We start from the raw sequence: 26,644 nt of genomic DNA, 5'->3' as shown, positions 1-26,644 counted from the left end.
TCAGGCGTTAACATTTCCCTGACGCCCACGACCAACCCGTTGTAATCTCTTGCACTCCGCCGTCTGTCCACCGTGGACACATCTTGCCGCAGGCCGCTCCATGACCCATATCCTTGCCATCGATCAGGGCACCACCTCGTCCCGCGCGATCCTGTTTGACGAGAGGCTCCGCCCCGTCGCCTCTGCCCAGGAAGAGTTTCCGCAGCATTACCCCCGCCCCGGCTGGGTGGAACACGACCCCGCCGACCTCTGGTCCACCGTCGCCGGCACCGCCCGCGCCGCGATCGAGAAGGCCGGGGTCGGCGCGACCTCGATCGCCGCGATCGGCATCACCAACCAGCGCGAGACGACGCTGATCTGGGACCGCAAGACCGGCCAGCCGATCCACCCTGCCATCGTCTGGCAGGACCGGCGCACGGCGGACACCTGTACCGCCCTGAAGGACCAGGGCCACGAGCCGATGATCACCGCCCGCACCGGCCTCCTCCTCGACCCCTACTTCTCCGGGACCAAGGTCAAGTGGCTCCTCGACCACGTCGAAGGCGCGCGGGCGAAGGCAGAAGCGGGAGACCTTGCCTTCGGCACCGTCGACACCTGGCTGATCTGGAACCTGACCGGGGGCAAGGTCCACGCCACCGACGCCACCAACGCCTCGCGCACCCTGCTTTACAACATCGCCAAGGGAGCGTGGGACGCCGAGATCTGCGGTCTCCTGAACATCCCGATGTCGCTCCTGCCGCAGGTCCACGATTGCGCCGCCCCTTTCGGGGTGACTCGCCCCGACCTTTTCGGCCGCGAGATCCCGATCCTTGGCGTGGCGGGCGACCAGCAGGCCGCCACCGTCGGTCAGGCCTGCTTCAGCGCGGGCATGATGAAATCCACCTATGGCACCGGCTGCTTCGCCCTGCTGAACACCGGCGCCGACATGGTCCCGTCGAAGAACCGGCTTCTCACCACCATCGCCTACCAGCTGAAGGGCAAGCCGACCTATGCCCTGGAAGGATCGATCTTCATCGCGGGTGCCGTGGTCCAGTGGCTGCGCGACGGGCTGAAGATCATCCGCGAGGCGAAGGAGACGCAGCCCCTGGCCGAGAAGGCCGAAGAGGCGCAGGGTGTCATCCTTGTCCCCGCTTTTACCGGCCTTGGCGCGCCCTACTGGCGGCCCGACTGCCGGGGTGCGGTCTTCGGGTTGACCCGCAACTCCGGCCCCGCCGAGTTGGCCCGCGCGGCGCTGGAGAGCGTCGGCTACCAGACCCGCGACCTTCTGGAGGCGATGCGGGCCGATTGGGGAACAGAGGCGCAGGGCGTCCTCCGCGTCGATGGGGGGATGACCGCCAGCGACTGGACCATGCAGTTCCTGTCCGACATTTTGGGCGCGCCGGTGGACCGGCCCAAGGTCACCGAGACGACGGCCTTGGGTGCAGCCTACCTTGCCGCGATGCAGGTGGGGGTCATGGGCGGACCCGAGGAGTTCTCGAGATCCTGGGCGCTGGACCGCCGCTTCACGCCGCAAATGGACCCGGCCACCCGCGACGCCAAGTACGGCCGCTGGGGCAAGGCGATTGCCGCCACGATGTCGGTATGACCCCGTTCGGGATTACCGCGCCAGGCCGTATTCTGTTTGGCCGGGGCGAGGCCGCGAAGGCGCCCGTCCTGATCCGCAGCTTCGGTGCGCGCGGAGTGCTGGTCCACGGCGCCAAGCCGGCCCGCGCGGCCTGGCTGGTAGACCGGCTGGGGCCGGACACTCTGGCGCTGGCCTGCCAGGGTGAGCCGACGCTGGCCGACCTTGACGCGGCCCTTGGCCAGGCGCGCGCCCACCGCCCGGAATGGGTGGTGGCGCTGGGTGGAGGTGCGGCGCTGGACCTCGGCAAGGCGCTGGCCGCGCTGATCCCGGCGACCGAAGGTCCGATGGAGCATCTGGAGGTCGTGGGCCGGGGCCAGCCTTTGACCGCGCCGCCGCTGCCGTTCATCGCAATCCCGACCACCGCGGGAACCGGGGCGGAGGTGACCAAGAACGCGGTCATCGGCTTGCCCGACCTCGGCCGCAAGGTCAGCCTGCGCGACGACCGCATGGTGGCGCGGCTGGCGATCATCGATCCCGGTCTCACTGACGGATGCCCCAAATCGGTGACGCTTGCTTCGGGGCTGGATGCGGTCACGCAGGTGATCGAGCCATTCGTCTCGATCAAGGCCACGCCTTATACGGACGCGTTGACCCGACCCGCCATCGGTATGGGCATGGCAGCGCTGATGCGACTGATGGAAGGCGAGGACAAAGAGGCGCGGGACCGGATGGCTTGGGTCAGCCTTTGCGGCGGGTTGGCGCTTGCCAATGCCGGACTGGGGGCAGTGCACGGATTTGCCGGGGTGATCGGTGGCATGACCGGGGCCGCACACGGGGCGGTCTGCGGCGCGCTTCTGGGGCCGGTCCTGCAGGCGAACCGGGCGGCATCGGCGGGCGCGACACGCGAGCGGCTGGACGAGGTTTGCGCGCTTCTGGCCGGGGTTCTTGGGTCCAGCGCGCAGGAGTCTCCGTCTGCGCTGCAGGCCTGGTCCTGGGCCGAGGGCCTGCCGGGCCTTGCCGCGCTGGGGGTTACCGAGGACCGGCATGCCGAGATCGTGGCGGCAGCGAAAGGCGCCTCGTCGATGAAGGGCAACCCCGTGGACCTTTCCGATTTGGCCCTGCGCGAGATACTGGAGCGGGCCTGACGGGCGGTGGCGGCGGGCGGTGGGCGGCTCGCCCTCTCTACCCAGACGCGGATTGACGCGGATCAAGGCGCTGACAGGCTCGATGGGCCATACTGTCGGAAAGGCTTGCCAGGAGGGACGTCCGATGCGCCTGATGATGGTTCTCTATTCGATGATCGCGACCGCAATGGCCGGCACCGGAGTGATCGCGGTGCTGACCGCCGGCTACGGCACGCTGTGGCCGATCATCGCGGCCGCCGCCGTGGGAGCCGCCCTGGCCTTGCCGGTGGCCTGGGCCGTTGCCCGGCAGATCGACTAGGCTTCGAGGAAGACCCGGACCGTTTCCTCGAACTCCCGCGGCTTCTCGGCATGCAGCCAGTGGCCCGCGCCGGCAATTTTCGCGAAGCGCGCCTTGGGAAAGCTGGCTCGGATCGCCTCGCGGTGTTCGGGTCGGACGTAATGGCTTTCCGCGCCGGTCAGGAACAGGGCGGGTTGGCCAAAGGTGCCCTCTGTCCCGGGCCAGCCAACGATCTTCGGCATCTCTTCTTCCAGGACGTCGAGGTTCAGTTTCCAGCGCGGCGGCTTGTGGCGCAGGTCCAGCGATTGCAGGAAGAAGGCGCGCAGGGCGGGATCGTCGATCTGTCCGGCGAGGGCCGCATCGGCCTCGGCCCGGGTGGTGATCCGCGACAGGTCGATCGAGGCCATCGCCTGGGCATTGCGGGTCTGGTCGTGGCTGTAGGCGACCGGAGCGATGTCGGCGACGACAAGGCGGCGGATCAGGTCCGGCCGGGTCAGGGCAAGCTGCATTGCAGCCTTGCCGCCCATCGAATGACCCAGAAGGTCGACGGGGGCACCAAGGCTTTCGATCACGTCGGCCAGGTCAGCGGCCATGTCGGGATAGCTTTGGGTCGGGAAGCGGGGGCTGTCGCCGTGGTTGCGCATGTCGACGGCCACCACCTCGCGTCGGTCGGCCAGACGGCGGGCGATAACGCCCCAGTTCCGGCCTGACCCGTAAAGGCCGTGGGCGATGACAAGGGCTGGCGCGACGGCTGCAACGCTGGCGGGGTGGCGGATTATGGCGAGCATGGCTCTTGATAGCCACGTCGGCGGGATCAGGCCAGAGTTGGTTGAACATGTCGGCATTCGCTTCTAGGTTCTGTGGCGGGGTCTCAAGGGGGTGGTGCGAATGAGTGCGGTGACGATCCAGCAGATGGCGGATCGGGTGGCTCAGCTTCTGGAAGAGAGGCTGGGACTGGGCGGGCGTGACCTTTCGGCCAAGCTGAAGCGGGCGGGTCGGACGCTGCCGAAGAAGGTCCGCGAGAGCGGACGCTTGCTTGCAACCTCGGCGCACCGGGCACAGAATCCGAAGCTCCTGGGTCAGATCGACATGGGCGAGGTGACCGAGGCCTATGATGTCTGCCTGAAACATCTGATTGCGATCGATCCGGTCGCGCGGCGGCGGAGCCTGTTTGCAGGGATTGCCGGATCGGTCGGGTTCGGCGTCCTGCTTCTGGCGGTGGCGATCCTGGGTTTCCTGGCCTGGCGCGGGTATTTCTGACGCCGCCACGCGTGGTGCGTCCCACGGTCCTATGAAAAACAAGGACTTGGCCGCGGGCGTTTACCGTCTGGTGGCCATGTCCGCCAGCGGTCCGCCCTGCAGAGCCTCGGTCGAAAGCGCCCGGCGGGTGACCAGGGTCACGGTCACGAAAGCCACGTACAACAGCAGATACCAGGACCCAAGCTTGGCAAGGCTGACCATCTGGCCCGGCAGCTGGCCCGAGTAGATCCAGGTTCCGGTCGCGGTGCCCACGTTCTCGGCCACCCAGAGCGCCAGCGCGGACAGGAAGGCCGCGACGGGCAAGGGCATCCACCAGTGCCGGTCATGGATGCGAAACCAGATCCGGGTCCGCCAGTAGATCGCGACAGTGGCGATGAACAGTGCCACCCGGATGTCGGGCAGGAAGTGGTGGGCGAAGAAGTTGACATAGATCGCGACCGCCAGCGCCACGGTGAGGGGAAAGCTGGGGTAGGGGGCAAAGCGCATGTCGAAGACCCGGATCACGCGGGCCATGTAGCTGCCCACGGCCGCGTACATGAAGCCGGAAAACAGCGGCACGCCCATCAGCATGAAGACCCCCGGCTCGGGGTAGGACCAGGACCCGGCGTGGACCTTGAACCACTCCATCGCCGTTCCGGTGAGGTGGAAGAGGAGGATGACGCGGGCTTCCTCCCAGGTTTCCAGTTTGGTCCAGAGGAAGATGACTTGCGTGGCGATGGCGAAGAGGAAGAGGGCGTCGTAGCGGTGCAGCGGCCAGTCGGGTTGCCAGATCAGCTTGGTGCCGATGATCGCCAGGAGGAGGAGCCCGCCGAAGAGGCAGGCCCAGCCCTGCTTGAGGACGAACATCACCACCTCGGCCACCGCGAAGGGTAGCCGCGCCCGGGCCCAGTCGCCCATGCGGTGTTCAAGGGAGCGGGTGTCAGGGGTGGTCATTCGGGCCTCGGGCGGGTACGTCGGGCGATCAGACCGGCGGCAGGCCCATGCGTCAAGGGCGGGTTTCCCGCCGGGCGGGATCGAAGCGGTAAAAGAGGTTCGGCTCGGACACGAGGAACACCTCGCCTGCAGGGCCGATCGCCACGCCTTCCGCCTGTGGCACGCTGGCCTGCAGCCCGTGCCGCCCGGCCCAGAGCGACAGGAGGCTGACCGGTGCGCCGTTGGCGTCGTATTCGATGATCAGCGAGGACATGTGGCTGAGCAGGATCATGTTCCCGGTCGGATCATGCACAGAAACCGAGGACAGGTCGGAGACCCCATGCCCTGCCCAGTTGTCCGGCACCCATTCGCGGACCGCGATGCCCAGGCCCTGGCCCTGGACGGCGGCTTCCAGACCGTCGACCACCAGGACGCGTACCGGGAGCATCTCTTGCACCACGACCAGTTCCTGCCTGCGCTGGTCCCAGGAGATGCCTTCGAACCCCAGGTTCGAGACCGGGCCAAGGTCCAACGTCACGAAGGGGGTTCCGGCCAGGTCGATGGCCGTCGTGTCTGGCGTGATGGTGATCCAGTTCAGGCGGCTTTTGCCTTCATCGACGATGATGAAACGGTCGCCCTCGACATGGGTGATGCCTTCGACATCCTTCGCCCCGGTCAGCGGCATGACGCGCAAGAGGCTGCCGTCGGGGGAAAGCTCGGCCAGTTTTGGCGGATCGTTGATCGCCGTGAAGAGAGTGCCGGTGGTCGGATTGTAGGTTAGGCCCGAGGTGTTGTCGGTCAGGCCATCGATGGGCCTGGCTTCAATGGCGACGCGGTAGCCGCTGAAATCCAGCCTGGCACCAAAGTCCTCGGGGCCGAGACCGCGCATAGCGAGAAGCTGGCCGGCCAATCCAAAGAGCCCTCCCGCCCAGGCCCCAGTCGCGGTGACGAGGACGAGAAGCGGCAGGAGCCGGAGTAGCCGTCTCCGACGGGGGGAGACGGCTGCTGTCTGGGTCTGGGGGCTGTGGCCCCCCGTCATCAGAGCTCCGGATAGATCGGGAAGGTCTGGCAGAGGGCTTCGACTTCGGCCTTGACCTTGGCCTCCACTGCACCGTTGCCGTCTTCGCCATTGGCGGCGAGGCCCTCGGTCACTTCGATGATCCAGCGGCCGATCTGGCGGAACTCGGGTTCACCGAAGCCGCGGGTGGTGCCTGCCGGGGTGCCGAGGCGGACGCCGGAGGTGATCGTCGGCTTTTCGGTGTCGAAGGGGATACCGTTCTTGTTGCAGGTGATGTGGGCGCGACCGAGGGCTTTCTCGGTGGCATTGCCCTTCACGCCCTTGGGGCGCAGGTCGACCAGCATCAGGTGGGTGTCGGTGCCGCCGGTGACTATGTCGAGGCCACCCTTCATCAGCTCATCGGCCAGGGCCTGGGCGTTCTTGATGACCTGGGCCTGGTAGGTCTTGAAGCCGGGGCGCAGGGCCTCGCCGAAGGCGACGGCCTTGGCGGCGATGACGTGCATCAGGGGGCCGCCTTGGATGCCCGGGAAGATCGCCGAGTTGAACTTCTTGGCCAGCGCCTCGTCGTTGGTGAGGATCATGCCGCCGCGCGGGCCGCGCAGGGTCTTGTGGGTGGTGGTGGTGGCGACATGGGCGTGCGGGAACGGGCTGGGGTAGAGGCCCGCGGCGACGAGGCCCGCGAAGTGGGCCATGTCGACGAGGAGGTAGGCGCCGACGCTGTCGGCGATCTCGCGCATTTTCGCGAAGTCGATGATGCGGGGGATGGCGGAGCCGCCGGCGATGATCATCTTCGGCTGGTGTTCGGTGGCGAGGGCCTGGACCTGGTCGTAGTCGAGGGTCAGGTCCTGCTTCCTCACGCCATACTGGACGGCATGGAACCACTTGCCCGACTGGTTCGGTGCGGCCCCGTGGGTGAGGTGGCCGCCGGCGTCCAGCGACATGCCGAGGATGGTGTCGCCGGGCTTCAGAAGCGCCTGGAACACGCCCTGGTTGGCTTGGCTGCCGGAGTTCGGCTGGACGTTGGCGAAGCTGCAGCCAAACAGCTGGCAGGCGCGGTCGATGGCGAGGTTCTCGGCGATATCAACGTATTGGCAGCCGCCGTAGTAGCGCTTGCCGGGATAGCCCTCGGCGTATTTGTTGGTCATCACCGAGCCCTGCGCTTCCATCACGGCGCGGGAGACGATGTTTTCGGACGCGATCAGCTCGATCTCGTGGCGCTGGCGGCCCAGTTCCTGGGTGACGGCCCCGAACAGCTCGGGGTCGCGCGAGGACAGGGGTTCGCTGAAGAAACCGGTGTCGCGGTGGGAAGCGTTCATCGTTCTGCCCTCGTGGTGAAAGTTGCGGGGTATGTAGAGCAGTCGCGGGCATCGGGAAAGGCAGGAATGCGACCTCTTCGAGGGGTCCTGCGAAATTATGCGGCAGGCGGGAAACCAGTGCTGCCAAAAGGAAACCCGGGTGCGGGCTTGAGTTTGCGGGACGACCCGGCCAAGACTGGCCGGAAAGGGGAACTCAATGACGAAGCGGATCCGGTTCACGGCCTCGAAGGCACCTGCGGCGGTGGCTGCCCTGGCGGCACTGACGGCGGCCTACGGGCAAGCCGATGCGCGGGTGGCCGAGGTGATCGTGGCGCTGGGAGGCGACGGGTTCATGCTGCAGACGCTGCATGCCGCGCATGGGCGGCGGTTGCCGGTCTATGGCATGAACTGCGGGACGATCGGGTTCCTGATGAACGCTTATGCGCTGGAGGACCTGCCCGCGCGGCTGGCGGAGGCCGAGGAGACGCTGATCAACCCGCTGGCGATGCGGGCGGAGAACGTCAAGGGCAAGGTCACGCAAGCGCTGGCGATCAACGAGGTGTCGTTGCTGCGCCAGGGGCCGCAGGCGGCGAAGCTGCGGATCAGCATCGACGGGCGGGTGCGGATGGAGGAGCTGGTCTGCGACGGGGCGCTGGTGGCGACGCCGGCGGGATCGACGGCCTACAACTATTCGGCGCATGGTCCGATCCTGCCCATCGGGTCGGACGTGCTGGCGCTGACGGCGATGTCGGCCTTCCGGCCGCGGCGCTGGCGGGGTGCGCTGTTGCCGCGGTCGGCGGTGGTGCGGTTCGACGTGATCGAGGCCGAGAAGCGGCCGGTGATGGCGGATGCGGACAGCCGGTCGTCGGTCCGCGATGTGACCAGCGTCGAGGTGCGGTCGGACGAAAGCGTGAGCCACCGGCTGCTGTTCGATCCTGGGCATGGCCTAGAGGAACGGCTGATCGGCGAGCAGTTCGTCTGAGGGGGCGGCTCGTTCGACTTCGTTTGGTCGTAGGACGCAGTAAGGGAGACGCAGTCAGCGAAGAGCGGTCAGCTTGCCTTGGAGTTCCAGGATTCGATCTTTCGATACAGCGTCGAGGGCGACACATCCAGGACCCGCGCGGCCTTGGGGATCGAGCCGCCGTGCATTGCAAGCGTGGCCTCGATCAGACGCCGTTCGGCCTCGGCAAGCGGCAGGCCGAGGAGGCTGTCGGGCTTGAAGGCGTCGGGAGCGGCGACGGGGAGAAGCGGCGTGTCGGTCGGGCGCCCCTCATCGGCAAGACCGGGGGGCAGCATCTCGGGCGAAACCCAGCCGCCCTGGTTCAGCACCACGACGTTGCGCATCACGTTGAGAAGCTGCCGGACGTTGCCGGGCCAGGGCAGCAAGAGCATCAGGTTGCGCACAGTGGGGTCAAGGCCATGAAATTCCCGGCCTTCCTCTTGGGCGAAGCGGGCAAGGGCGGCTTCGGCGATCTCGATGATGTCCTGACCGCGGTCGCGCAGGGGCGGCATGTGGATCGGGACGACATAGAGCCGGTAGTATAGATCCTCGCGGAAATGTCCGCGGCGGACGGCGTCCAGGGGGTCGCGGTTGGTGGCGCAGACGATGCGGACGTTGACCTTGCGGGGGCGGGTCGCGCCGACGGGCTGAACCGTGGAGGTCTGCAGGAACCGCAGAAGTTTCGTCTGCAGGGCCGGGGCCATCTCGCAGACTTCGTCGAGAAACAGGGTGCCGCCATCAGCAGCCGTCGCGGCACCGGGCTTGTCGGAAATCGCACCGGTGAAGCTGCCCTTCATGTGGCCGAAGACTTCGGATTCCAGCAGGTCCTGCGGGATCGCGCCGCAGTTCAGCGCGATGAAGGGACCGGAGGCGCGGTTTGAATTGGCGTGGACCGCCAGGGCGCAAAGCTCTTTCCCTGTTCCGCTTTCGCCGGTGATGAACACCGTCGCCATCGAGCGCGCGACCGAGTTGATCGTGCCGTGAATCCGCTTCATCGCCTCGGACGAGCCGATGAAGCCCGACCCTTCCGGCACCTGCCCGGCATCCCGGCTGCGGGTGGCCGGGGCCGAGGGGTCCGTCGGTTTCACGGCATCGCGCGGACCCGCCTCGGCCAAAGCATTCTGCACGGCGGAGAGCAGTTTGCCCTCGTCAAAGGGCTTTACCAGGAAGTCATGCGCGCCGGCACGCATCGCTTCGACCGCGCGATTGACCGAGCCGTTGGCGGTGATCGCGATGACGCGGGTTTCCGGCTGGATCGACTGGATCTCCTGCATCACTTCCAGCCCGTCGCGGTCGGGAAGGATCAGGTCCAGAAGCACGACCATCGGGCGGTGGGTGCGGAACTGTTCAAGGCCTTCCGATGCCGTGGCGGCAACGGCAACGCGGTGGCCGGCGGTCGCAAGGATGGAGCGATACACCATCTGCAGCGACATGGTGTCTTCGACCAGCAGGACGGCGGGGCGCGAGAGCGCGGTGGTGGGCTTCATTCGGCAATCTCGGTTGGTGCACGGGTGGCGCGGATCAGTCGGATCAGGGCGGAGAGTTCACCGTCAAGCGGGCGCATCAGTCCGGCAAGCGCTGCGGTATCTTGCCGGTGGGCGATGGCATTCAGGTTCTCCGACATCGCCTGCAGCGATCTGGCCCCGACCGAGCCCGAAAGCGAGATCAGAACGTGGCTGCCTTCGCGCAGCAGTTTCCAGTCGGCTTCCCGGACCCCGGATGCAAGCGTTTCCTGGGTTGCGGTCAGATCCTCGGTCAGGCGCGACAGGAGTTCCGGGGCAACCGAGGGGCCGGTAAGCTGCAAGAGATGGGCAAGCAAGGTCGGGTCGAAATCGGCGATACCAAGCGTTGCGGCTGCGCGGGGTTGCGACAGGCGCGCGGCAGCCGCTTCGATCAGGGCAAGGTCGGCCTGGTCTTCGGAGGTTTCGAGATGGGGCCGCAGTGACTGGATCGCGCGGCGCAGGGCGGAAACCGCCCCGGCGCGCGGGTCCGCACGGCTGGTGTCGGGCTGTGTCATCCGGTTTGCCGCAGCAGCAATCTTTGCATATTGCAAAGATTGCCCCAGGTCGCGCCGCCTGTCCAGTGCCGCGTCAGGTCTTCGCCAGTCCGAGGCTTTGCAGCGCCGTGGTGATTTCATCCAGGATCGCCGGGTCGTCGATCGTTGCCGGCATCTTCCACGGCGTGCTGTCGGCGATCTTGACCATCGTCCCGCGCAGGATCTTGCCCGAGCGGGTCTTGGGCAGTCGGTCCACGACGACGGCGCGCTTGAAGTCGGCGACCGGGCCGATCTGATCGCGGACCAGCTGGACGCATTCCTTCACCACATCGGCATGCGCGCGGTCGGACCCTTTGTTCAGGCAAAGGAATCCCAGCGGCGACTGGCCCTTGAGGTCGTCTGCGACCCCGATCACCGCACATTCGGCGACGTCCTTGTGGGCGGCCAGCACTTCTTCCATCGCGCCGGTGGACAGGCGGTGGCCGGCGACGTTGATGACGTCATCGGTACGGGCCATGATGTAGAGATAGCCGTCGGCGTCGATGTAGCCCGCGTCCCCCGTCTCGTAATAGCCGGGGAAATGGTTCAGGTAGCTTTTGCGGAAGCGGTCCTCGGCGTTCCAGAGGGTTGGAAGGGTGCCGGGGGGCAGCGGGAGTTTGACGGCGATGGCGCCCAGGGTTCCGGGGCTGACCGGGTGGCCGCCTTCGTCCAGGACCTGTACATGAAAGCCTGGCATCGGGACCGAGGGGCTGCCGATCTTGACCGGCAGATGCTCGATGCCGAGGGGGTTTGCGGCGATGGCATAGCCGGTTTCGGTCTGCCACCAGTGGTCGACGACGGGTACGTTCATGTGGCGCTGCGCCCAGTGGATCGTGTCGGGATCGGCGCGCTCACCCGCCAGGTAGAGGGCCTGCAGGGTGGGAAGCTTGGGGACCAGTTTCCCCTCGGGGTCGTCGCGCTTGATGGCACGCAGGGCCGTGGGGGCGGTAAAGAAGCTGCGGACCTTGTGTTCGTTGATGACGCGCCAGAAGGCGGCGGCGTCGGGGGTGCCGACGGGTTTGCCTTCGTAGACCACGGTGGTGCAGCCGGCGATGAGCGGGGCGTAACAGATGTAGCTGTGGCCGACGACCCAGCCGACGTCACTGGCGGCCCAGAAGACGTCTCCCGCCCCGCAATTGTAGATCGCGCGCATGGTCCAGTTGAGGGCCACAAGGTGCCCGGCCGTGGGGCGGACGACGCCTTTGGGCGCGCCCGTGGTGCCCGAGGTATACAGGATATAGGCGGGGTGGTTGCCTTCCACGGGCGTGCAGTCGGCGGGGGTGACGCCGTACTGGAATTCGTGCCAGGCGTGGTCGCGGCCGGGGGTCAGCTTGGCGACCTCTTGTTCGCGCTGGAAGATCACGCAGAAGTCGGGCTTGTGGGTCGCCTGGTCGATGGCGCTGTCGAGAAGCGGTTTGTAGTGGACCACGCGAGAGGGTTCGATGCCGCAGCTTGCCGCGATGATGGCCTTCGGCGTGCAGTCGTCGATCCGGACGGCAAGTTCGTGGGCCGCGAAGCCACCGAAGACGACCGAGTGGATCGCGCCCAGACGCGCGCAGGCGAGCATCGCCTCCAGCGCCTCGGGGACCATCGGCATGTATATGATGACGCGGTCGCCCTTTTCGATGCCCTTGGCCTTCAGGGCTCCGGCCAGGCGGGAGACGCGGTCCTGCAACTCGGCGTAGGTGATGACATGCTTGGTGCCGGTCACCGGGCTGTCATGGATGATCGCAGGCTGCTTGCCGCGCCCGGCGATGACGTGGCGGTCGACGGCGTTCCAGCAGGTGTTGACCTGGGCGTCCGTGAACCATTCGTAGAGGGGGGCGCGGCTGTCATCCAGCGCGCGGGTGGGTTTCTTCACCCAGTCGATGCCCCCGGCGGCGGAAAGCCAGAAGCCCTCGGGGTCTTTCTGCCACTGGCCGTAAACCTGTGCGTAGCTCATCGCGATCTCCCCCCGCTGATGCACTAAGGGGTTCGTATGCGATGGGATGCCAGTCGCGCAACGGTGTTACCGGTAGCAGGGTGCGGCAGATTTGCAGAATATACTGAATGCAGCGCGCAATATTTGCAAAGCCGCGCTGTTGGAGTGGTTGGAGCCTCCGCCACCGGGGAGTTTGCAAATAGATCGTCGCCCGATCGACAGATGATTCTGCCGACCGGGGAGATGTTGGGCGGGCGCGATGACCCTGGACAGGATCAGAAGTGCATGACCACGGCAGCGTTGACGGTCTGCATGTTCGATTCCAGGCCAACCTCGACCGGGAGCCCGATGGACCCGCTGAACAGGTTGTAGTCCTCGAAGTTTGTCACGCGGTAGTCGAGCCGCACCGAGATCTTGTCGGTCACCATGGTCTCGATCCCGGCGCCGAGTGTCACACCTTGCAGCGACAGCCCGTAGTTGGCCTCCAAGCCGAAGCTGGACGAAAGGGTGCCGTCGAACTGCGCACGGGTCACGCCGGCCAGCGCGAAGATCATGCTCTTGTCGTTGACGAGATAGCCAACGCGGCCCAGGAGCGAAGTCGCGCTCTTTGCGCGGTAGCGGTAGGTCAGGTCCAGCGGCAGAATCGGGGACAGGTTCAGCGCGGCGTCGGTGTCGATGGCCGAGCTGGCGCGGCCCAACTGGACACCGAAGACCAGCTTGTCGCCGACGCGGTGGTTGTAGCCGAGTTCCACGCCTGCGGTGCCGCCCTTGCCGCCGAAGTCGGGAAGGTCGATGCCAGGAAGCGGGCCAGGAAAGCCGGGATCATAAACCGACCCGGCGATGTCATAAGTGGCCCGTCCCGAACCCAGCGCGAAGGATGCCCAGGGCCCGCTCCACGGATCGGCGGGAGCTTCGGCGACGGCGGCGACCGGGGCCTCTGTGGCGGTCGCAAGCGGTCCTCCGGCCAGGGCGGGGAGGGTGGTCGCGGACAGTAGGGCCAGACTGGCCGCAAGTTTGGCAAAGGGCATGGCGTTCTCCAAGAAGGCGCATAAGAAGGAGCGCGATCATTAGAGAGTGTGGTTCCTGCAGAGCAGTGTCCCGAAAGGCTGGCAGAGGTATCCTTTGATCAGCCGTAGTGCGCGACAGGGGTCCCCGCGATGGCGGACATGTTCAGCAATCCCCGCGCAGTGATCGCGGGCGTCACGACGTGCGCCTTGTTTCCCATGCCCATCAGGATCGGACCGACCTCCAAGCCTCCCGCCTTGACCTTCAGGATGTTGCGGACGCCCGACGCCACCTCGGAGGAGGCAAAGACCAGGACATTCGCCCCGCCTTCGTAACGGGAGTTGGGCAAGAGGCGGTCGCGGATCGACTGGTCCAGGGCGGCGTCGAGGTTCATCTCGCCCTCATAAGCGAAGTCGGGTTCGCGCTGGTCCAGAAGCTCCAGCGCATCGCGCATTCGGCGGGCGGAAGCGTTGTCCATGTTGCCGAACTGGCTTTGCGTGCAGAGCGCGATCTTCGGGGTGATGCCGAAGCGGCGGACGTGGCGGGCTGCGCCGATCACGGTCTCCATGATCTGGCTGGGCGTTGGTTCCGAATGGACATGCGTATCGGCGATGAAGAGGGGCCCGTCTTCCAGGATCATCAGCGACAGCGCTGCGACCGGGTGCAAGCCGCCGCGCGCAAGAATCTGGCGGACGTATCCAAGGTGCCAGTTGAACTGACCGAAGGTGCCGCAGATCATGCTGTCGGCTTCCTCGCGGTGCACCATGATCGCGGCGATGGCAGTCGAGTTGGTGCGCATCACCGCGCGGGCGGTGTCAGGGGTGACGCCGCGGCGAGCCATCAACTCGTGGTAGGTGCCCCAGTAATCGCGGTAGCGGTGGTCGTTTTCCGGGTTCACCAGATGGAAATCGCGGCCCGGGCGGATCGGCAGGCCGGACCGTTCGCACCGGGCCTCCACCACTTCGGGACGGCCGATCAGGATCGGAACGTCGGTGGTTTCCTCGAGCATCGCGTTGGCGGCGCGCAGGACGCGTTCATCCTCGCCTTCGGCAAAGACGATGCGGCGGGTGGCGAGCTTGGAGGCCTCGAACACCGGGCGCATCAGGAGGGCGGATTTGAAGACCGAGCCGTCAAGCTTGCGCTTGTAGGCGTCCAGGTCCTCCAGCGGGCGGGTGGCGACGCCGGTTTCCATCGCGGCCTTGGCGACGGCGCTGGCGACCACGCCGATCAGGCGGGGGTCGAACGGCTTGGGGATCAGGTAGTCGGCCCCAAAGGCCATCGTCTCGCCCCGGTACGCGGCGGCGGCTTCGGCGGAGGTGGTGGCGCGGGCAAGGGCGGCGATGCCTTCGATGCAGGCGATCTCCATCTCGTCGTTGATCGTGGTCGCGCCGACGTCGAGGGCACCCCGGAAAATGAAGGGGAAGCAGAGGACGTTGTTGACCTGGTTCGGGAAGTCACTGCGGCCGGTGGCGATGATGGCGGTGGGGGCCACTTCGCGGACCGCATCGGGCAGGATTTCGGGCGTCGGGTTCGCCAGGGCGAAGATGATCGGGTTCGGGGCCATCGCCTTGACCATGTCCTGCGTGAGGACGCCGGGACCGGAGAGCCCGAGGAAAAGGTCGGCACCCTTGATAACGTCGGCCAGCGTGGCGGGCTTGTCGCCTTGCGCGAAATTCGCCTTCTGCTGGGTCATCTGCTCGGCCCGGCCGTGGTAGACAAGGCCTTCAAGGTCGCAAAGCCAGACGTTCTCGCGCTTGACGCCCAGCTTCACCAGCATTTCCAGGCAGGCGATGCCGGCAGCCCCGCCGCCCGTGGAGACGACCTTGATCTCGCCAAAGGTCTTGCCCGCGACGATCATCGCGTTGGTCGCCGCCGCTCCAACCACGATCGCGGTGCCGTGCTGGTCGTCGTGGAAGACGGGGATGTTCATCCGCTCGCGGCAGAGCTTCTCGACGATGAAGCAGTCGGGGGCCTTGATGTCTTCGAGGTTGACCGCGCCGAAGGTGGGCTCCAGCGCGCAGACGATCTCGGCCAGCTTGACCGGGTCGGGTTCGTTCACCTCGATGTCGAAGCAGTCGATGTTGGCGAATTTCTTGAAGAGGACGGCCTTGCCCTCCATCACCGGCTTCGAGGCCAGTGCGCCGATGTTGCCAAGGCCCAGGACGGCGGTGCCGTTCGAGATGACGGCGACAAGGTTGCCCTTGGAGGTGTAGCGGCTGGCAGTCGAGGGGTCGGCCTTGATTTCCAGGCAGGCCTCGGCGACGCCGGGGGAATAGGCGCGGGCAAGGTCGCGACCGTTGGCTAGGGGTTTCGTGGCGCGGATTTCCAGTTTTCCGGGCTTTGGAAACTCGTGATAGTCCAGCGCCGCTTGCCGTGCCGCCTGTTTCGCCTCGTCCTGCCGGTCGTCCATCTGTCCCCTCCTGCAAAATGGTTTAACGTTGAACCATCTTTTCTGAAGCCGTTTCTAGTGGTCTTGACCGGCCTTCCGGCGCCACCATGCCTGCATTTGCGCCCTATGGAAATCAATGAAAACCCGCAAGGGCTTTTAGGCTTTGCAAGCAAGTGTTGGCGCTAGCATTGCGGGAAGTATACCGATCCGACCAATCTTCAGGTGACTGGTGCCGGAATGTATGGACTTGCCGCCACAACAGTATACTTTTCAGTCCATGTCCCGCGCCAGCCACCGTACCCGGATCCACGAGACGCTTCGTCTGCGGCTGCTGCGCGGCGAGGTCGGACCGGAGGTGCGGCTGGTCGACCACGCGATTGCCGAGGAGATGGGCGTCAGCCGGATGCCGGTGCGCGAGGCGCTGATGCAGTTGGTCTCGGAAGGCTATCTTGAAGGCACCAGCCGCGGCTTCGCGTTGCCGAACCTGTCGGCGGAGCGGATTGCCGAGGTCTTCACCTTGCGGCGGCTTCTGGAACCCCACGCGGTCGCCTGTGCTGCGCGGGATCGGACCGAGGCCGACCTTGCCACCCTGCGTGCCGCGCTTGGCGTGGCCGAAGGCGCGGCGGCAGATGTGGCGGCGTTCCATCGCGGTTGCGAGGCCTTTCGCAATGCCTGGCTGGAAGCGGTTCGCAATACCGAACTGCGGTTGGCGATCCAGCGCTATTCGGGGCAGGTCCAGTCGGTCCGCTTTGCCACCATGCCCGACCCTGTCGCGCGCCGGACCATCGTTGCCGGGCTGCGTGCCCTTTTGGACGCGTTCGAGGCGGGGGATGGGCCTGCCGCCTCGGACCGGATGCTGCGCTTCATCTACGACGCCGAGACCGCCTACACCGAAAATGCTGCCCTGCCTGAATGCCGGGCATGAACGAAAGAGAGACGATGACCCAAGAAATCCGCGCCGAGATCCGGCTGCCGACGCAAGAGCTGCGGGAGGATCTGCCGTTCTACACAAAGACCCTTGGCTTTCGGTTGGACATGATCTTCCCGGCGGACAATCCTTCCGTGGCGGTGCTGTCCGGGCATGGCGTGCGCCTTCGGATCGAAAAGGGGGCAAGCGAGGCCCCGGGGACACTGCGCATCCTGACGGATGACCCGGGGTTTGCCGGGGGCGCGAAGTCGCTGGTGGCGCCCAACGGGACGAAGGTCGAAGTGGATGAGCTGAACCCTCCCGTCGTGACGCCCGCGACGGAACATGCCTTCGTGGTGCGGCGACTGGCCGACCAGGCGCCCTGGGTGATCGGGCGGGCGGGGATGGAGTATCGTGACCTGATCCCGACGCGGCTGGGCGGCGCGATGATCGCCAGTCACATCCGGGTGCCGGACGGGCCGGTGCCGGACATGGTGCATTACCACAAGGTCGGCTTCCAGCTGATCTTCTGCGTCGCGGGCTGGGTCGATGTGCTTTACGAGGACCAGGGCGGTATCCGCCGCATCCATGCCGGGGACTGCTTCATCCAGCCGCCGGGCATCCGCCACAAGGTGCTGCATTCCGAAGGGGTGCAGGTCGTGGAGATCGGCGTTCCCGCCGAACATGTGACCGAGATCGACCACGAGATGACCCTGCCCACGCCGCACTACCGGCCGGAGCGGGAGTGGGAGGGGCAGAGGTTCGTCCATGACATCGGGAAGGAAGGCACGTTCATACCGTTCCGGATTCCCGGGTTCGAGGCGCGGGATACGTCGATCCTGACGGCCACGAAGGGCGTGGCCTCGGTCATGGTGGCGCGGCCCAAGGGCGCGGCGCCCTGGACGGTCCATGACGGAGACATCCTGTTTACCTTCGTGATGACCGGAGGAATGACGCTGGAAGGGGAGGGCAAGGACCCGTTCCGCTTGTCTCCGGGGGATGCCTTCGTGGTCCCACCGGGGATGGCGACGCGGTATTCCGAGGCGACTGCGGATTTGGAGTTGCTGGAAGTGACGCTGCCCGGCAATCCGGCGACGCGGGTGGTCGACAGATAGCGCCTCCTCGTGCGGCTTCGCCTTCTCGTCGGAGGGGCCGCGCGCGAGGATAAGCCGAAGGTGACCGACGTTCATACCCGGCTTGCGGAAATCTTCGGGCGGCTTCACACTCTGACCAATTGGTCAAACAGGGGGTGGCGATGACGCTTCTGCAGGCGGCGACGGCGGTCAGGGAACGCGCCTATGCGCCCTATTCGCGGTTCAAGGTGGGGGCGGCGCTGCTGTCACCGAGCGGGGCCGTCCATGTTGGCTGCAATGTCGAGAACGTGGCCTATCCGGAAGGCACCTGCGCCGAGGCTGGAGCCATCGCGGCGATGATCGCAGCGGGGGATACCCGGATCACCGAGGTCTGCGTGATTGCCGACAGCCCCGATCCGGTGCCCCCTTGCGGCGGCTGCCGGCAGAAGATTGCGGAGTTTGCGGCTCAGGACGTGCGCGTCACGCTTTGCACCACGGACGGCAAGTCGAAGGTGATGACGGTGGCGGACCTCTTGCCCGGCGTCTTCACCGCCGCGCATATGGACCGCACATGACCGACGCGCGGGCGATCATCGCCCGAATTCGCGACGGCGGGCAGCCTTCCGTCGACGAGTTGCGCTGGTTCGCGATGGGACTGGCTTCGGGCGCGGTCACGGATGCGCAGGCCGGGGCCTTCGCGATGGCGGTGTTGCTGAAGGGTCTGTCCGAGGAAGGCCGCGTCGCGCTGACGCGGGGGATGCGGGACAGCGGCAAGGTGCTGGAGTGGGACCTGCCCGGCCCGGTGGTGGACAAGCATTCGACGGGCGGGATCGGGGATTGCACCTCGCTGCTTCTGGCACCGGCCTTGGCGGTCTGTGGGGCCTATGTCCCGATGATCTCGGGCCGCGGGTTGGGGCATACCGGCGGGACGCTGGACAAGCTTGAGGCGATACCGGGGTTTCGGACCGGAATGACAGAGGCGGCGCTGCGCAAGCAGATGACCGAGGTGCACTGCGCCATCGTGGCGGCCAGCGCCGACCTTGCCCCGGCGGACCGGCGGCTTTATGCGATCCGCGATGTTTCGGCGACGGTGGAGTCGGTCGATCTGATCACCGCGTCGATCCTGTCGAAAAAGCTGGCGGCGGGGCTGGAGGCGCTGGTGCTGGACGTCAAGTGCGGCAGCGGGGCCTTCATGAAGACGGCGGCCGAGGCCGAGGCACTGGCGCGGTCGCTGGTCAAGACCGCGCAAGGCGCCGGGTGCATGACCTCGGCCCTCATCACCGACATGTCGCAACCCCTGGCTACGGCGGCGGGCAATGCGCTGGAGGTGATCGAGGTGATGGAGACGCTGACCGGGACTTCGGTCAACGCGGCGCTGTGGGATGTTACCGTGGCCTTGGGTGGCGAGGTGCTGGCACTGGCGGGGCTGGCGTCGGACGCGAAGGACGGCGAGGGGCGCATCTCGCAGGCGCTGGAATCCGGCGCGGCGGCGGAGTGTTTCGGGCGCATGGTCGTGGCGCAGGGCGGGCCCGCGGATTTCGTGGAACGCTGGCCGGACCGGCTGCCCTCGGCCCCGGTGATGATGGAAGTGCCCGCGCTGGATGACGGTTTCGTCGGGCGGATCAACGGCGAGGCGCTGGGGCTTGCGGTGGTGCATCTGGGCGGCGGACGCCAGCGGGAAGGCGACCGGGTCAACCCCTCGGTCGGGCTATCGGACCTTGCCGGGATCGGTGAAGAGACCGGGGCCGGGGTGCCACTGGCGATGGTCCACGCGGTGACGGAAGATGCGGCAAGGGCGGCGGTCGCGGCAGTGCAGGCGGCCTACGGGATCGTGCCGGAACTGCCCGAGGAGCCGCCACTGGTGCAAAAGAGGATCGGCTGATGGCCAGTGCGCAAGGGCGGGCGTTTCTGATCGTGATGGACAGCGTCGGCTGCGGCGGTGCGCCCGATGCGGCGGACTTCGGCGACGCGGGGTCGAACACCCTGGGCCATATCGCGGCAGCCTGCGCCGAGGGTCGGGCCGAGGTCGGTCGGTCGGGCCTGCTGAAGATGCCGAACCTCGACCGGCTGGGGTTGGGAGCGGCGATCCGGCTGGCCTCCGGTGCCGCGACGCCGGGGCTTTCGGCGGTGCCCGAGGGCTTGTGGGGGGCAGCGACCGAGGTGTCGCGGGGCAAGGATACGCCCTCCGGGCATTGGGAACTGGCGGGAGTGCCGGTGCCCTGGGACTGGACCTATTTCCCCGATACGGTGCCCGCGTTCCCGGACGACATCGTGGCCGAGGTCTGCCGGCTGGCGGGGACCGAGGGCATCCTGGGCAACTGCCACGCTTCGGGCGTGCCGATCATCGCGGAGCATTGCGAGGCGCATCTGCGGACCGGCTGGCCGATCTGCTACACCTCGGCGGATTCCGTCTTCCAGATCGCCGCACATGAAGAGGCGTTCGGGTTGGAGCGACTTTTGCAGTTGTGCAAGGACCTGTCGCCGATGCTGCATGCCCGGAAAGTGGGGCGGGTGATCGCTCGGCCTTTCACGGGCACTCCGGGGGCGTTCAAGCGGACCTCGAACCGGAAGGACTTTGCCATCGCCCCGCCCGCACCGACGCTGCTGGACTGGGTGCAGGGCGCAGGGCGAGCCACGCATGGGGTCGGCAAGATCGGCGACATCTTTTCGATGCGGGGAATCGGGAAGCTGTGGAAAGGAAAGTCGGACGCTGACCTTTTCGAACACCTCGTCCGGCTGGGAGCCGAATCGGAGGCGGGCAGCTTGACCTTTGCGAACTTCGTGGAGTTCGACACGTTGTACGGCCACCCCCGGGACGTGGCGGGTTACGCCCGCGCACTGGAGTGGTTTGATGCAGGGCTTCCCCGGTTCCTGGCGCAGTTGCGGCCGGGGGACCTGGCGATCTTCACGGCGGACCATGGCAATGACCCGACCTACCACGGGACTGAGCACACGCGGGAACGGGTGCCGGTGGTGGGCTGGGGCGTGGGTGCCCGCGAGGTGGGTTTGCGGGGGTTCGTGGATGTGGGGGCCTCGGTGGCGGCGCATCTGGGGGTGCAGGCGCAGGGGTCGGGGCGGAGTTTCCTGTGACCACCCCCGGGGGTTTCACACCCCCGGACCCCCGTGGGATACTTGTGGACAGATGAAATCAGGGAGCGTTTCGTGGACGGATTGCCGAAGGTCGAATTGCATTTGCACCTGGAGGGCGCGGCCCCGCCGGCCTTCATCGCGGGGCTGGCAAAGGAGAAGCATCTGGACATAGCCGGGGTCTTCGATGAGCGGGGGAATTACCGCTACAAGGACTTCTGGGATTTCCTGAAGGTCTATGAGGCGGCGACCTCGGCCTTGCAGTCGCCGCGCGATTACCAGCGGCTGGTGCTGGCGGTGCTGGAGGAATCGGCGAAGTCGGGGGTGGTGTATTGCGAGACCTTCGTCAGCCCGGATTTCTGCGGCGGACGGGACGTGGGGGCCTGGAAGGAGTACCTGCACGCGATGCAGGAGGCGGCGGACGAGGCCGAGCGTGATCTGGGCGTCACCCTGCGCGGAATCATCACCTGCATCCGGCATTTCGGGCCGGAGAAGGCGCGGGAGACAGCGCGTTGTGCGGCCGAGACGGCGGGGAGTTGGATCGTCGGGTTCGGCATCGCGGGGGACGAGAAGATCGGGGTGCCGAAGGACTTCCGCTGGAGCTTTGATTGCGCGCGGGAAGCGGGCTTGCGGCTTACGGCGCACGCGGGCGAGTGGGGCGGACCCGAGAGCGTGCGCGATGCGGTCCATGATCTGGGGGTGGAGCGGATCGGGCATGGGGTGCGCGCCATCGAGGATCTGGCGCTGGTCGACGAGCTGGCCGAGACGGGGATCGTCCTGGAGGTCTGTCCGGGGTCGAACGTGACGCTGGGCATCTACAAGACGTTCCGCGACCATCCGATTGCGGAACTGGATCGGCGGGGCGTGAAGGTCACCATCTCGACCGACGATCCGCCGTTCTTCCACACCACGATGGCGCGGGAGTATGACGAGTTGCACAAGGCGTTCGACTGGGACGAAGGGCAATTCCGGCGGATCGCGCGCCAGTCGCTTGACGCGGCCTTCTGCGATGCGGATACCAAGGCCAGGATCGGAAAGCTGTTGGAGGCCTGAATGCTGGATCACCTGACCGTCGTGTCGCACCCCCTGGTCCAGCACAAGCTGACCCTGATGCGCGAGAAGGACACCTCGACCGCGTCGTTCCGCAAGCTTCTGCGCGAGATCAGCCTGCTGCTGGCCTATGAGGTCACGCGCGAGTTGCCGATGACCACCAAGCGGATCGAGACGCCGCTGGAAGAGATGGACGCCCCCGCGATCGAGGGCAAGAAGCTGGCGCTGGTTTCGATCCTGCGGGCCGGAAACGGGCTGCTGGACGGGATCCTGGAGTTGATCCCTGCGGCGCGTGTGGGGTTTGTCGGGCTATACCGCGACCCCGAGACGCTGCAGCCGGTGCAGTACTACAACAAGCTGCCGGACCATATGGAGGACCGGATCGCCATCGTCGTGGACCCGATGCTGGCCACCGGGAACTCCAGCGTGGCGGCGGTGTCGCTGCTGAAGCAGGCCGGGGCCAAGCAGATCCGGTTCCTGTGTCTGCTCGCGGCTCCGGAAGGGATTGCCAGGATGAAGGAAGCGCATCCGGATGTGCCCATCGTCACGGCGGCGGTGGACAGTCATCTGAACGACCACGGCTACATTGTGCCCGGTCTCGGCGACGCGGGCGACCGGATGTTCGGCACCAAATGATCCGGATCGCGGCCCTGGTGGTGGTGGCCGGGACGGCTGTCGGCGCCGAGCCGCTGCGGCCGGCCGAATTGCCTCCGGCGGGATATGCAGGACTGCAATACGTCGACAGCAAGGGCTGCATGTTCGCCCGCGCGGGAAACGGAGCCGAAGTGCTGTGGATCCCCCGCGTGTCCCGCAAGGGGGTGCCGGTCTGCGGCAACCCGCCCTCGGGCCAGCGCGTGCCGGTGGTCGAGGAGGTCGGCGTGCAGCCGGTGCAGGCGACCGAGACCACCACCCAGGCCGATCCAGGGGGCGGATACTTCGTGGCTGTGGGCAGCTACGGCAGAACGGAAAATGTCGACCGGGCCGAGGCGCGTCTTGCCGAACTGGGCTATGCCGTGGTCAGGGGCCGGATTCAGCGCGGCAGCGGCCCCATGCTCACGGTTTTCGCAGGGCCGTTTCCCGACGCGGCGGCAGCGACCGCGGCGCGACAGGCACTGAAGAATGCCGGTTTTGCCGACGCGATTCTGATCGACCCCTGAGAGCGGTCAGCCGCCGCAGATGCCCTGCAGGGCGATCCAGCTTTCGTCGGGGATCAGCGGTGACGGCGCGAGGCCCTTGTAAGGGTCGTTCGTGGCAAGACCCGCGTTGGCTTCGGGGGTCACGGCCAGCGCATAGGGCGTGGCCGGAACCTGCGCGGCTTCAAACGCCGAGAGCACACTGGTTTCGGCCAAGGACTCCGGGACGGCGCGGAGGAGCGCCTCGCCATAGCCCGCAAGCGCCGCGTCGGGCAGATCGGCCGTTGTCAGAAGCTGCACCGTCGCCTTGAGACCGGCATAGTCCAGCAAGGGAATGATCGGGTCGCGCGTGCGGCTGCGCAGCCGTTCCACCAGTGCGGCACCGGCAACGGCCTCGGGGCCGTTCGACTGTTCGATCAGGCGGCGCGGCAGGATGATCACGTCGCCGGGAAGGTGGAGCGGCTGCTCCACGCCTTCGGGCAGGACATAGAGGATCGGCGTGTCGACCGGGCCGAAGACCCGTTCGGACAAGGCCGCCAGAGCTTGCAGGCCAAGCTGGTTGTTGCAGGCCGCGCCGGTCACGCGGGTGAGGTCATCGAGCGCGCGTTGCCCGATGTCGGCCCGTTGTGCCAGGGGCACGACCGAGGCCGTGTGGCGGACGAGTGCGCCGGGCAGCCAGATCATCCCGACAAGGACCACGGCCGCGGCCGACCCGGCCAGAAGGACCCCCCGCAGGCGTCCCGGTTTGGCGGTGGCGGCCTGCACGGCATGGCGCACGGCACCCAGGGCCGCGATCATGTCGGGATCGGTCAGTTCCAGACTTTCGCTCGCCTCGGGGCCGGGAGCGAAGATCGGTGGGTCCTCGCCCTTGTTCAGGCGCTCGATGGCTGGAAGCGACCAATGGCTGATCGCGGTACCGCTTTTGGGATCGGAGAGGACCAGCGTCGCCTCACCGAAACGGACCAGAACCTCACGACGCTGGTCCTGCGGCGTCTCGCGCCACAGGCCTCCACATTCCAGCCGTTGATACTTTCGAAGCGCCGTCATCGGCTGCGGGGTCTCTGCCTGTTTTGCGGCCAGCTTATCCGGCCCCGGCGGCGGCGACAATCACCCATACCGGATGCACGCAAGCGACCCGGATTTGGCCGCAAAGGTCGCGTTCGGGCTGGCGCGGGGGCCGGATGTGCGGGCAAGTGGAGCGAGGCAATCCGGGCGAGCAGATGACCGATACGACAAACCGAACCCTGGCCGCTTTCGGCGCCGTCCTGATCTATGCCAGCGTGATCGCCTATACCGACAATTACGTGCGGGTGATCGCCCGCGATGCTGGGCTTTGGCAGTTCCATGCAACGAGGACGGCGATGGCCTTCGCGATCCTGGCGCTGGTGGCCCTGCCGTTAAGCCTGAAGCTGTGGCCCAAGCGACCGAGAGCGGTGATGGCGCGGTCGGCGATCCACGGGGCGGCGATGGTGATCTACTTCGGCGCGCTGGCTTTCCTGCCGGTGGCGCAGGTGGCGGCGGGTCTGTTCACCGCGCCGATCTTTGTCCTTCTGATCCAGCGGTTCGCCTATGGCAGGCCGATCCTGGGGCTGCAGATCCTGGCGGTCGTCGTGGGGTTCGTCGGGGTCGTCCTGGTCCTGGGGCCCGAGGCGCTGTCGGGCGCGACCTTTGCCGCGCTTCTGCCGGTGATCTCGGGAGCACTTTACGCGATGGGCAACATCGCCACCCGCGAGTGGTGCGAAGGCGAGACGCCCGAGACGATCGTGGCCGGCTTCTTCGGTATGCTGGGGGTGATCGGGCTGGTGGGCATGGCGGTCCTCTGGGCCTTTCCGATGGAGGTCCCGGTCGGGCCGGAGGGCTTCCTGCAGCGCGGGCCGGTCTGGCCGACGGGCGAGTTCATGTGGTGGACCTTCGTGCAGGCGGCGGGGTCGCTGCTGGGGGTGGGGATGATCGTGAAGGCCTACCAGATCGCCGAGGCGTCACGTGTGTCGGTCTTCGAATACGTGATCCTGCCGGCCTCGGCCGCCTGGGGGTTCTTTCTCTGGGGCGAGACGCTGACCTGGATCGCGGTTGCCGGCATGGCGCTGATTGTGCTGGCGGGCGTGCTGATCGCGCGGCCGCAGCGGGTTCAACCGCCCATCGCCTCGCGCCAGTGACGGCGGCAGAGACTGACGTAGGTCTCGTTTCCGCCGATCACCACCTGTTCGCCTTCCTTCAGCGCCCGGCCGTCGGGGCCCTTGCGGACCACCATCGTGGCCTTTTTCCCGCAATGGCAGATCGTGCGGACCTCGCGCATTTCGTCGGCCCAGGCCAGAAGGGCTGCCGAACCGGGGAACAAATTGCCCTGAAAGTCGACCCGAAGCCCATAGGCCATGACCGGGACACCCAGATCGTCCACCGCGCGGGCCAGTTGCCAGACCTGCGGTTTGGACAAAAACTGCGCCTCGTCGATGAAGACGCAGGCGACAGGGCCGTTTTGGAAGCGGGACTTCAGCTTTTCGAACATGTCTTCATCCGGGCCGAAGGTGTCGGCAGGTTCGCCGATGCCGATCCGGCTGGCGATCCGGCCTTCCCCGGCGCGATTGTCGAACTGCGCGGTGATCAGATAGGTCTGCATCCCGCCTTCGCGGTAGTTGTGCGAGGCTTGCAAGAGCGAGGTCGATTTCCCCGCGTTCATGGTGGAATAGTGGAAATAGAGCTTTGCCATGCGGCGATTCCCTAGCCGAACACCGGGCCGTGCTGCAAGCTTGATGACTGGCAGACACGGCCCGTTTTGCCGAAGGAACCACTTACCTGGTCTAGACAGCAGGCCCGGAACGCAGGCTTGCCCGTACCATCCACACACTTGCACAAAACCGGTCCGCCGCGTTTAGTCGGCAACACCGTCATTCCGTCTCCGGCCTGATGCGGCGGACCTTACTGCTTGCCGATGCTGGGGACATCGACCACTCACTAACGCTCCGGACTGCCCGGAACCTCTTTATCCATGACAAACGGTTCCCATCCGATTAATGGGAAAAAAAGATCGGGTTTCCCCGGGGTTGACCCAGGGGCATGCAGGTTGGTGGAGTTTCTGATGTCGATCGCGTCCTATCTGAAGAAGCACACCGAAGCGCTGGTCAAGGATGTGGGGATCGAAGCCGCCTGCGAGATCACCGGCAAATCGAAGGCGACCCTCGGGCGCTACTATTCGGACAGCGACGAGCACGACGACCGCTTCATGCCGATCGACGTGGTCGCTGCGCTGGAATCTTCAAGCCGGTTCCCGCATGTGACGGCCGCCCTGGCGGACCTGCGGGGGATCACGCTGTCCTATGACGGCGAGAAGCGGAACGCGTCGTCCTCGGGCGTGAACCAGGATGTGGTGGCACTGGCGCAGCGGTTCGGGATGCTGATGGCGGAATACAACCAGGCGATCGGCGACGGGAAGATATCCGTCAACGAAGCCAAGCGACTTCTGCGCGAGACGCTGGCGATCCAGCAGGTCTTGCTGGAGATGAAGCTGAACCTGGAAGAAGAGGCCAGCTGACACGGGTGGATGACGGGGCCGGTCTGGCCGACCCCGCCTGTCGC

Annotated in this window: 26 protein-coding genes; 15 read left to right on the top strand and 11 right to left on the bottom strand. The window is 66.5% G+C overall.

What is annotated here, in order from left to right:
• Nucleotides 1–100: 100 nt before the first annotated feature.
• The 3 genes from glpK to Q0C42_RS00690 all read left to right on the top strand — a co-directional run bounded on the left by glpK (nt 101) and on the right by Q0C42_RS00690 (nt 3,007).
• Complete coding sequence (glpK, locus tag Q0C42_RS00700; RefSeq protein ID WP_295070554.1) at nt 101–1,585, top strand: glycerol kinase GlpK; 1,485 nt, start codon at nt 101–103, stop codon at nt 1,583–1,585.
• On the top strand, nt 1,582–2,709 hold the full coding sequence (locus Q0C42_RS00695; RefSeq protein ID WP_295070551.1) for an iron-containing alcohol dehydrogenase: 1,128 nt from the start codon (nt 1,582–1,584) through the stop codon (nt 2,707–2,709). The genes glpK and Q0C42_RS00695 overlap by 4 nt, the downstream gene beginning before the upstream one ends.
• 124 nt (nt 2,710–2,833) lie before the next feature.
• A complete protein-coding gene (locus Q0C42_RS00690) occupies nt 2,834–3,007 on the top strand; it encodes a hypothetical protein (RefSeq protein ID WP_295070549.1) in 174 nt (57 codons plus the stop codon).
• On the opposite strand, the gene Q0C42_RS00685 is transcribed toward Q0C42_RS00690, so the two are convergent.
• The gene (locus tag Q0C42_RS00685) at nt 3,004–3,774 is read right to left on the bottom strand and encodes an alpha/beta fold hydrolase (protein WP_295070546.1); all 771 of its coding nucleotides are present in this window, start codon (nt 3,772–3,774) and stop codon (nt 3,004–3,006) included. The genes Q0C42_RS00690 and Q0C42_RS00685 overlap by 4 nt on opposite strands.
• Nucleotides 3,775–3,874: 100 nt before the next feature.
• On the opposite strand from Q0C42_RS00685, the gene Q0C42_RS00680 reads away from it, so the two are divergent.
• Nucleotides 3,875–4,246, top strand: a complete 372-nt coding sequence (locus Q0C42_RS00680; RefSeq protein ID WP_295070543.1) for a hypothetical protein — start codon at nt 3,875–3,877, stop codon at nt 4,244–4,246.
• A 60-nt stretch (nt 4,247–4,306) separates the two neighbouring features.
• On the opposite strand, the gene Q0C42_RS00675 is transcribed toward Q0C42_RS00680, so the two are convergent.
• The 3 genes from Q0C42_RS00675 to glyA form a co-directional block, all read right to left on the bottom strand.
• Complete coding sequence (locus Q0C42_RS00675) at nt 4,307–5,179, bottom strand: DUF817 domain-containing protein (RefSeq protein WP_295070540.1); 873 nt, start codon at nt 5,177–5,179, stop codon at nt 4,307–4,309.
• A gap of 52 nt (nt 5,180–5,231) precedes the next feature.
• Nucleotides 5,232–6,047, bottom strand: coding sequence for an SdiA-regulated domain-containing protein (locus Q0C42_RS00670; RefSeq protein ID WP_295070539.1), 816 nt, complete (start codon nt 6,045–6,047; stop codon nt 5,232–5,234).
• Nucleotides 6,048–6,196: 149 nt separating this feature from the next.
• On the bottom strand, nt 6,197–7,492 hold the full coding sequence (gene glyA / locus Q0C42_RS00665; protein WP_295070536.1) for a serine hydroxymethyltransferase: 1,296 nt from the start codon (nt 7,490–7,492) through the stop codon (nt 6,197–6,199).
• 196 nt (nt 7,493–7,688) lie between these two features.
• Between glyA and Q0C42_RS00660 the strand changes: the two genes are divergently transcribed.
• The gene (locus tag Q0C42_RS00660) at nt 7,689–8,453 is read left to right on the top strand and encodes an NAD kinase (RefSeq protein WP_295070533.1); all 765 of its coding nucleotides are present in this window, start codon (nt 7,689–7,691) and stop codon (nt 8,451–8,453) included.
• A 68-nt stretch (nt 8,454–8,521) separates the two neighbouring features.
• On the opposite strand, the gene Q0C42_RS00655 is transcribed toward Q0C42_RS00660, so the two are convergent.
• The 5 genes from Q0C42_RS00655 to Q0C42_RS00635 all read right to left on the bottom strand — a co-directional run bounded on the left by Q0C42_RS00655 (nt 8,522) and on the right by Q0C42_RS00635 (nt 15,842).
• The gene (locus Q0C42_RS00655) at nt 8,522–9,958 is read right to left on the bottom strand and encodes a sigma-54 dependent transcriptional regulator (RefSeq protein WP_295070530.1); all 1,437 of its coding nucleotides are present in this window, start codon (nt 9,956–9,958) and stop codon (nt 8,522–8,524) included.
• Nucleotides 9,955–10,488: a hypothetical protein gene (locus Q0C42_RS00650; RefSeq protein ID WP_295070527.1), complete on the bottom strand. Its 534-nt coding sequence runs from the start codon at nt 10,486–10,488 to the stop codon at nt 9,955–9,957. The genes Q0C42_RS00655 and Q0C42_RS00650 overlap by 4 nt, the downstream gene beginning before the upstream one ends.
• A gap of 73 nt (nt 10,489–10,561) precedes the next feature.
• Complete coding sequence (locus tag Q0C42_RS00645) at nt 10,562–12,448, bottom strand: propionyl-CoA synthetase (RefSeq protein WP_295070524.1); 1,887 nt, start codon at nt 12,446–12,448, stop codon at nt 10,562–10,564.
• A 254-nt stretch (nt 12,449–12,702) separates the two neighbouring features.
• Nucleotides 12,703–13,455, bottom strand: a complete 753-nt coding sequence (locus Q0C42_RS00640; protein ID WP_295070521.1) for an outer membrane beta-barrel protein — start codon at nt 13,453–13,455, stop codon at nt 12,703–12,705.
• Between the two features lie 98 nt (nt 13,456–13,553).
• Nucleotides 13,554–15,842, bottom strand: coding sequence for an NADP-dependent malic enzyme (locus Q0C42_RS00635; RefSeq protein WP_295070518.1), 2,289 nt, complete (start codon nt 15,840–15,842; stop codon nt 13,554–13,556).
• Between the two features lie 256 nt (nt 15,843–16,098).
• On the opposite strand from Q0C42_RS00635, the gene Q0C42_RS00630 reads away from it, so the two are divergent.
• From Q0C42_RS00630 to Q0C42_RS00595, 8 genes are all read left to right on the top strand, one after another.
• A complete protein-coding gene (locus tag Q0C42_RS00630) occupies nt 16,099–16,746 on the top strand; it encodes a GntR family transcriptional regulator (protein ID WP_295070515.1) in 648 nt (215 codons plus the stop codon).
• 14 nt (nt 16,747–16,760) lie between these two features.
• Nucleotides 16,761–17,843: a cupin domain-containing protein gene (locus Q0C42_RS00625; RefSeq protein WP_295070513.1), complete on the top strand. Its 1,083-nt coding sequence runs from the start codon at nt 16,761–16,763 to the stop codon at nt 17,841–17,843.
• A gap of 134 nt (nt 17,844–17,977) precedes the next feature.
• Complete coding sequence (locus Q0C42_RS00620) at nt 17,978–18,376, top strand: cytidine deaminase (RefSeq protein WP_367115714.1); 399 nt, start codon at nt 17,978–17,980, stop codon at nt 18,374–18,376.
• Nucleotides 18,373–19,683: a thymidine phosphorylase gene (locus Q0C42_RS00615; RefSeq protein WP_295070507.1), complete on the top strand. Its 1,311-nt coding sequence runs from the start codon at nt 18,373–18,375 to the stop codon at nt 19,681–19,683. Before Q0C42_RS00620 ends, Q0C42_RS00615 begins: the two co-directional genes overlap by 4 nt.
• Nucleotides 19,683–20,891: a phosphopentomutase gene (locus tag Q0C42_RS00610; protein ID WP_295070505.1), complete on the top strand. Its 1,209-nt coding sequence runs from the start codon at nt 19,683–19,685 to the stop codon at nt 20,889–20,891. Before Q0C42_RS00615 ends, Q0C42_RS00610 begins: the two co-directional genes overlap by 1 nt.
• A 72-nt stretch (nt 20,892–20,963) precedes the next feature.
• Entirely contained in the window at nt 20,964–21,941 is a 978-nt protein-coding gene (locus Q0C42_RS00605) for an adenosine deaminase (RefSeq protein WP_295070504.1), read from the top strand.
• Nucleotides 21,942–22,574 (top strand): uracil phosphoribosyltransferase, encoded by a 633-nt coding sequence (upp, locus tag Q0C42_RS00600; RefSeq protein ID WP_295070502.1) that lies wholly within the window; start codon nt 21,942–21,944, stop codon nt 22,572–22,574.
• A complete protein-coding gene (locus Q0C42_RS00595) occupies nt 22,571–23,095 on the top strand; it encodes an SPOR domain-containing protein (protein ID WP_295070499.1) in 525 nt (174 codons plus the stop codon). The genes upp and Q0C42_RS00595 overlap by 4 nt, the downstream gene beginning before the upstream one ends.
• A 6-nt stretch (nt 23,096–23,101) precedes the next feature.
• Here Q0C42_RS00595 and Q0C42_RS00590 read toward each other — a convergent pair whose 3' ends face one another.
• Nucleotides 23,102–24,118 carry a hypothetical protein gene (locus Q0C42_RS00590; protein ID WP_295070498.1) on the bottom strand — a complete coding sequence of 339 codons (1,017 nt, stop codon included), beginning with the start codon at nt 24,116–24,118 and terminating at the stop codon, nt 23,102–23,104.
• Nucleotides 24,119–24,291: 173 nt separating this feature from the next.
• On the opposite strand from Q0C42_RS00590, the gene Q0C42_RS00585 reads away from it, so the two are divergent.
• On the top strand, nt 24,292–25,227 hold the full coding sequence (locus Q0C42_RS00585) for a DMT family transporter (RefSeq protein WP_295070495.1): 936 nt from the start codon (nt 24,292–24,294) through the stop codon (nt 25,225–25,227).
• Here the strand turns inward: Q0C42_RS00585 and Q0C42_RS00580 are convergent.
• Nucleotides 25,200–25,778, bottom strand: coding sequence for a thymidine kinase (locus Q0C42_RS00580; protein ID WP_295070492.1), 579 nt, complete (start codon nt 25,776–25,778; stop codon nt 25,200–25,202). The two genes, Q0C42_RS00585 and Q0C42_RS00580, sit on opposite strands and share 28 nt — an antisense overlap.
• A 366-nt stretch (nt 25,779–26,144) precedes the next feature.
• Between Q0C42_RS00580 and Q0C42_RS00575 the strand changes: the two genes are divergently transcribed.
• Nucleotides 26,145–26,600 (top strand): hypothetical protein, encoded by a 456-nt coding sequence (locus Q0C42_RS00575; RefSeq protein WP_295072780.1) that lies wholly within the window; start codon nt 26,145–26,147, stop codon nt 26,598–26,600.
• The last annotated feature ends 44 nt before the right edge of the window (nt 26,601–26,644 follow it).

Source organism: Tabrizicola sp. (genome assembly GCF_022842145.1).
Taxonomy (GTDB): Bacteria; Pseudomonadota; Alphaproteobacteria; order Rhodobacterales; family Rhodobacteraceae; genus Tabrizicola.
Note: the sequence above shows the minus strand (reverse complement) of the source record. Positions and strands in the feature narration are given on the sequence as shown.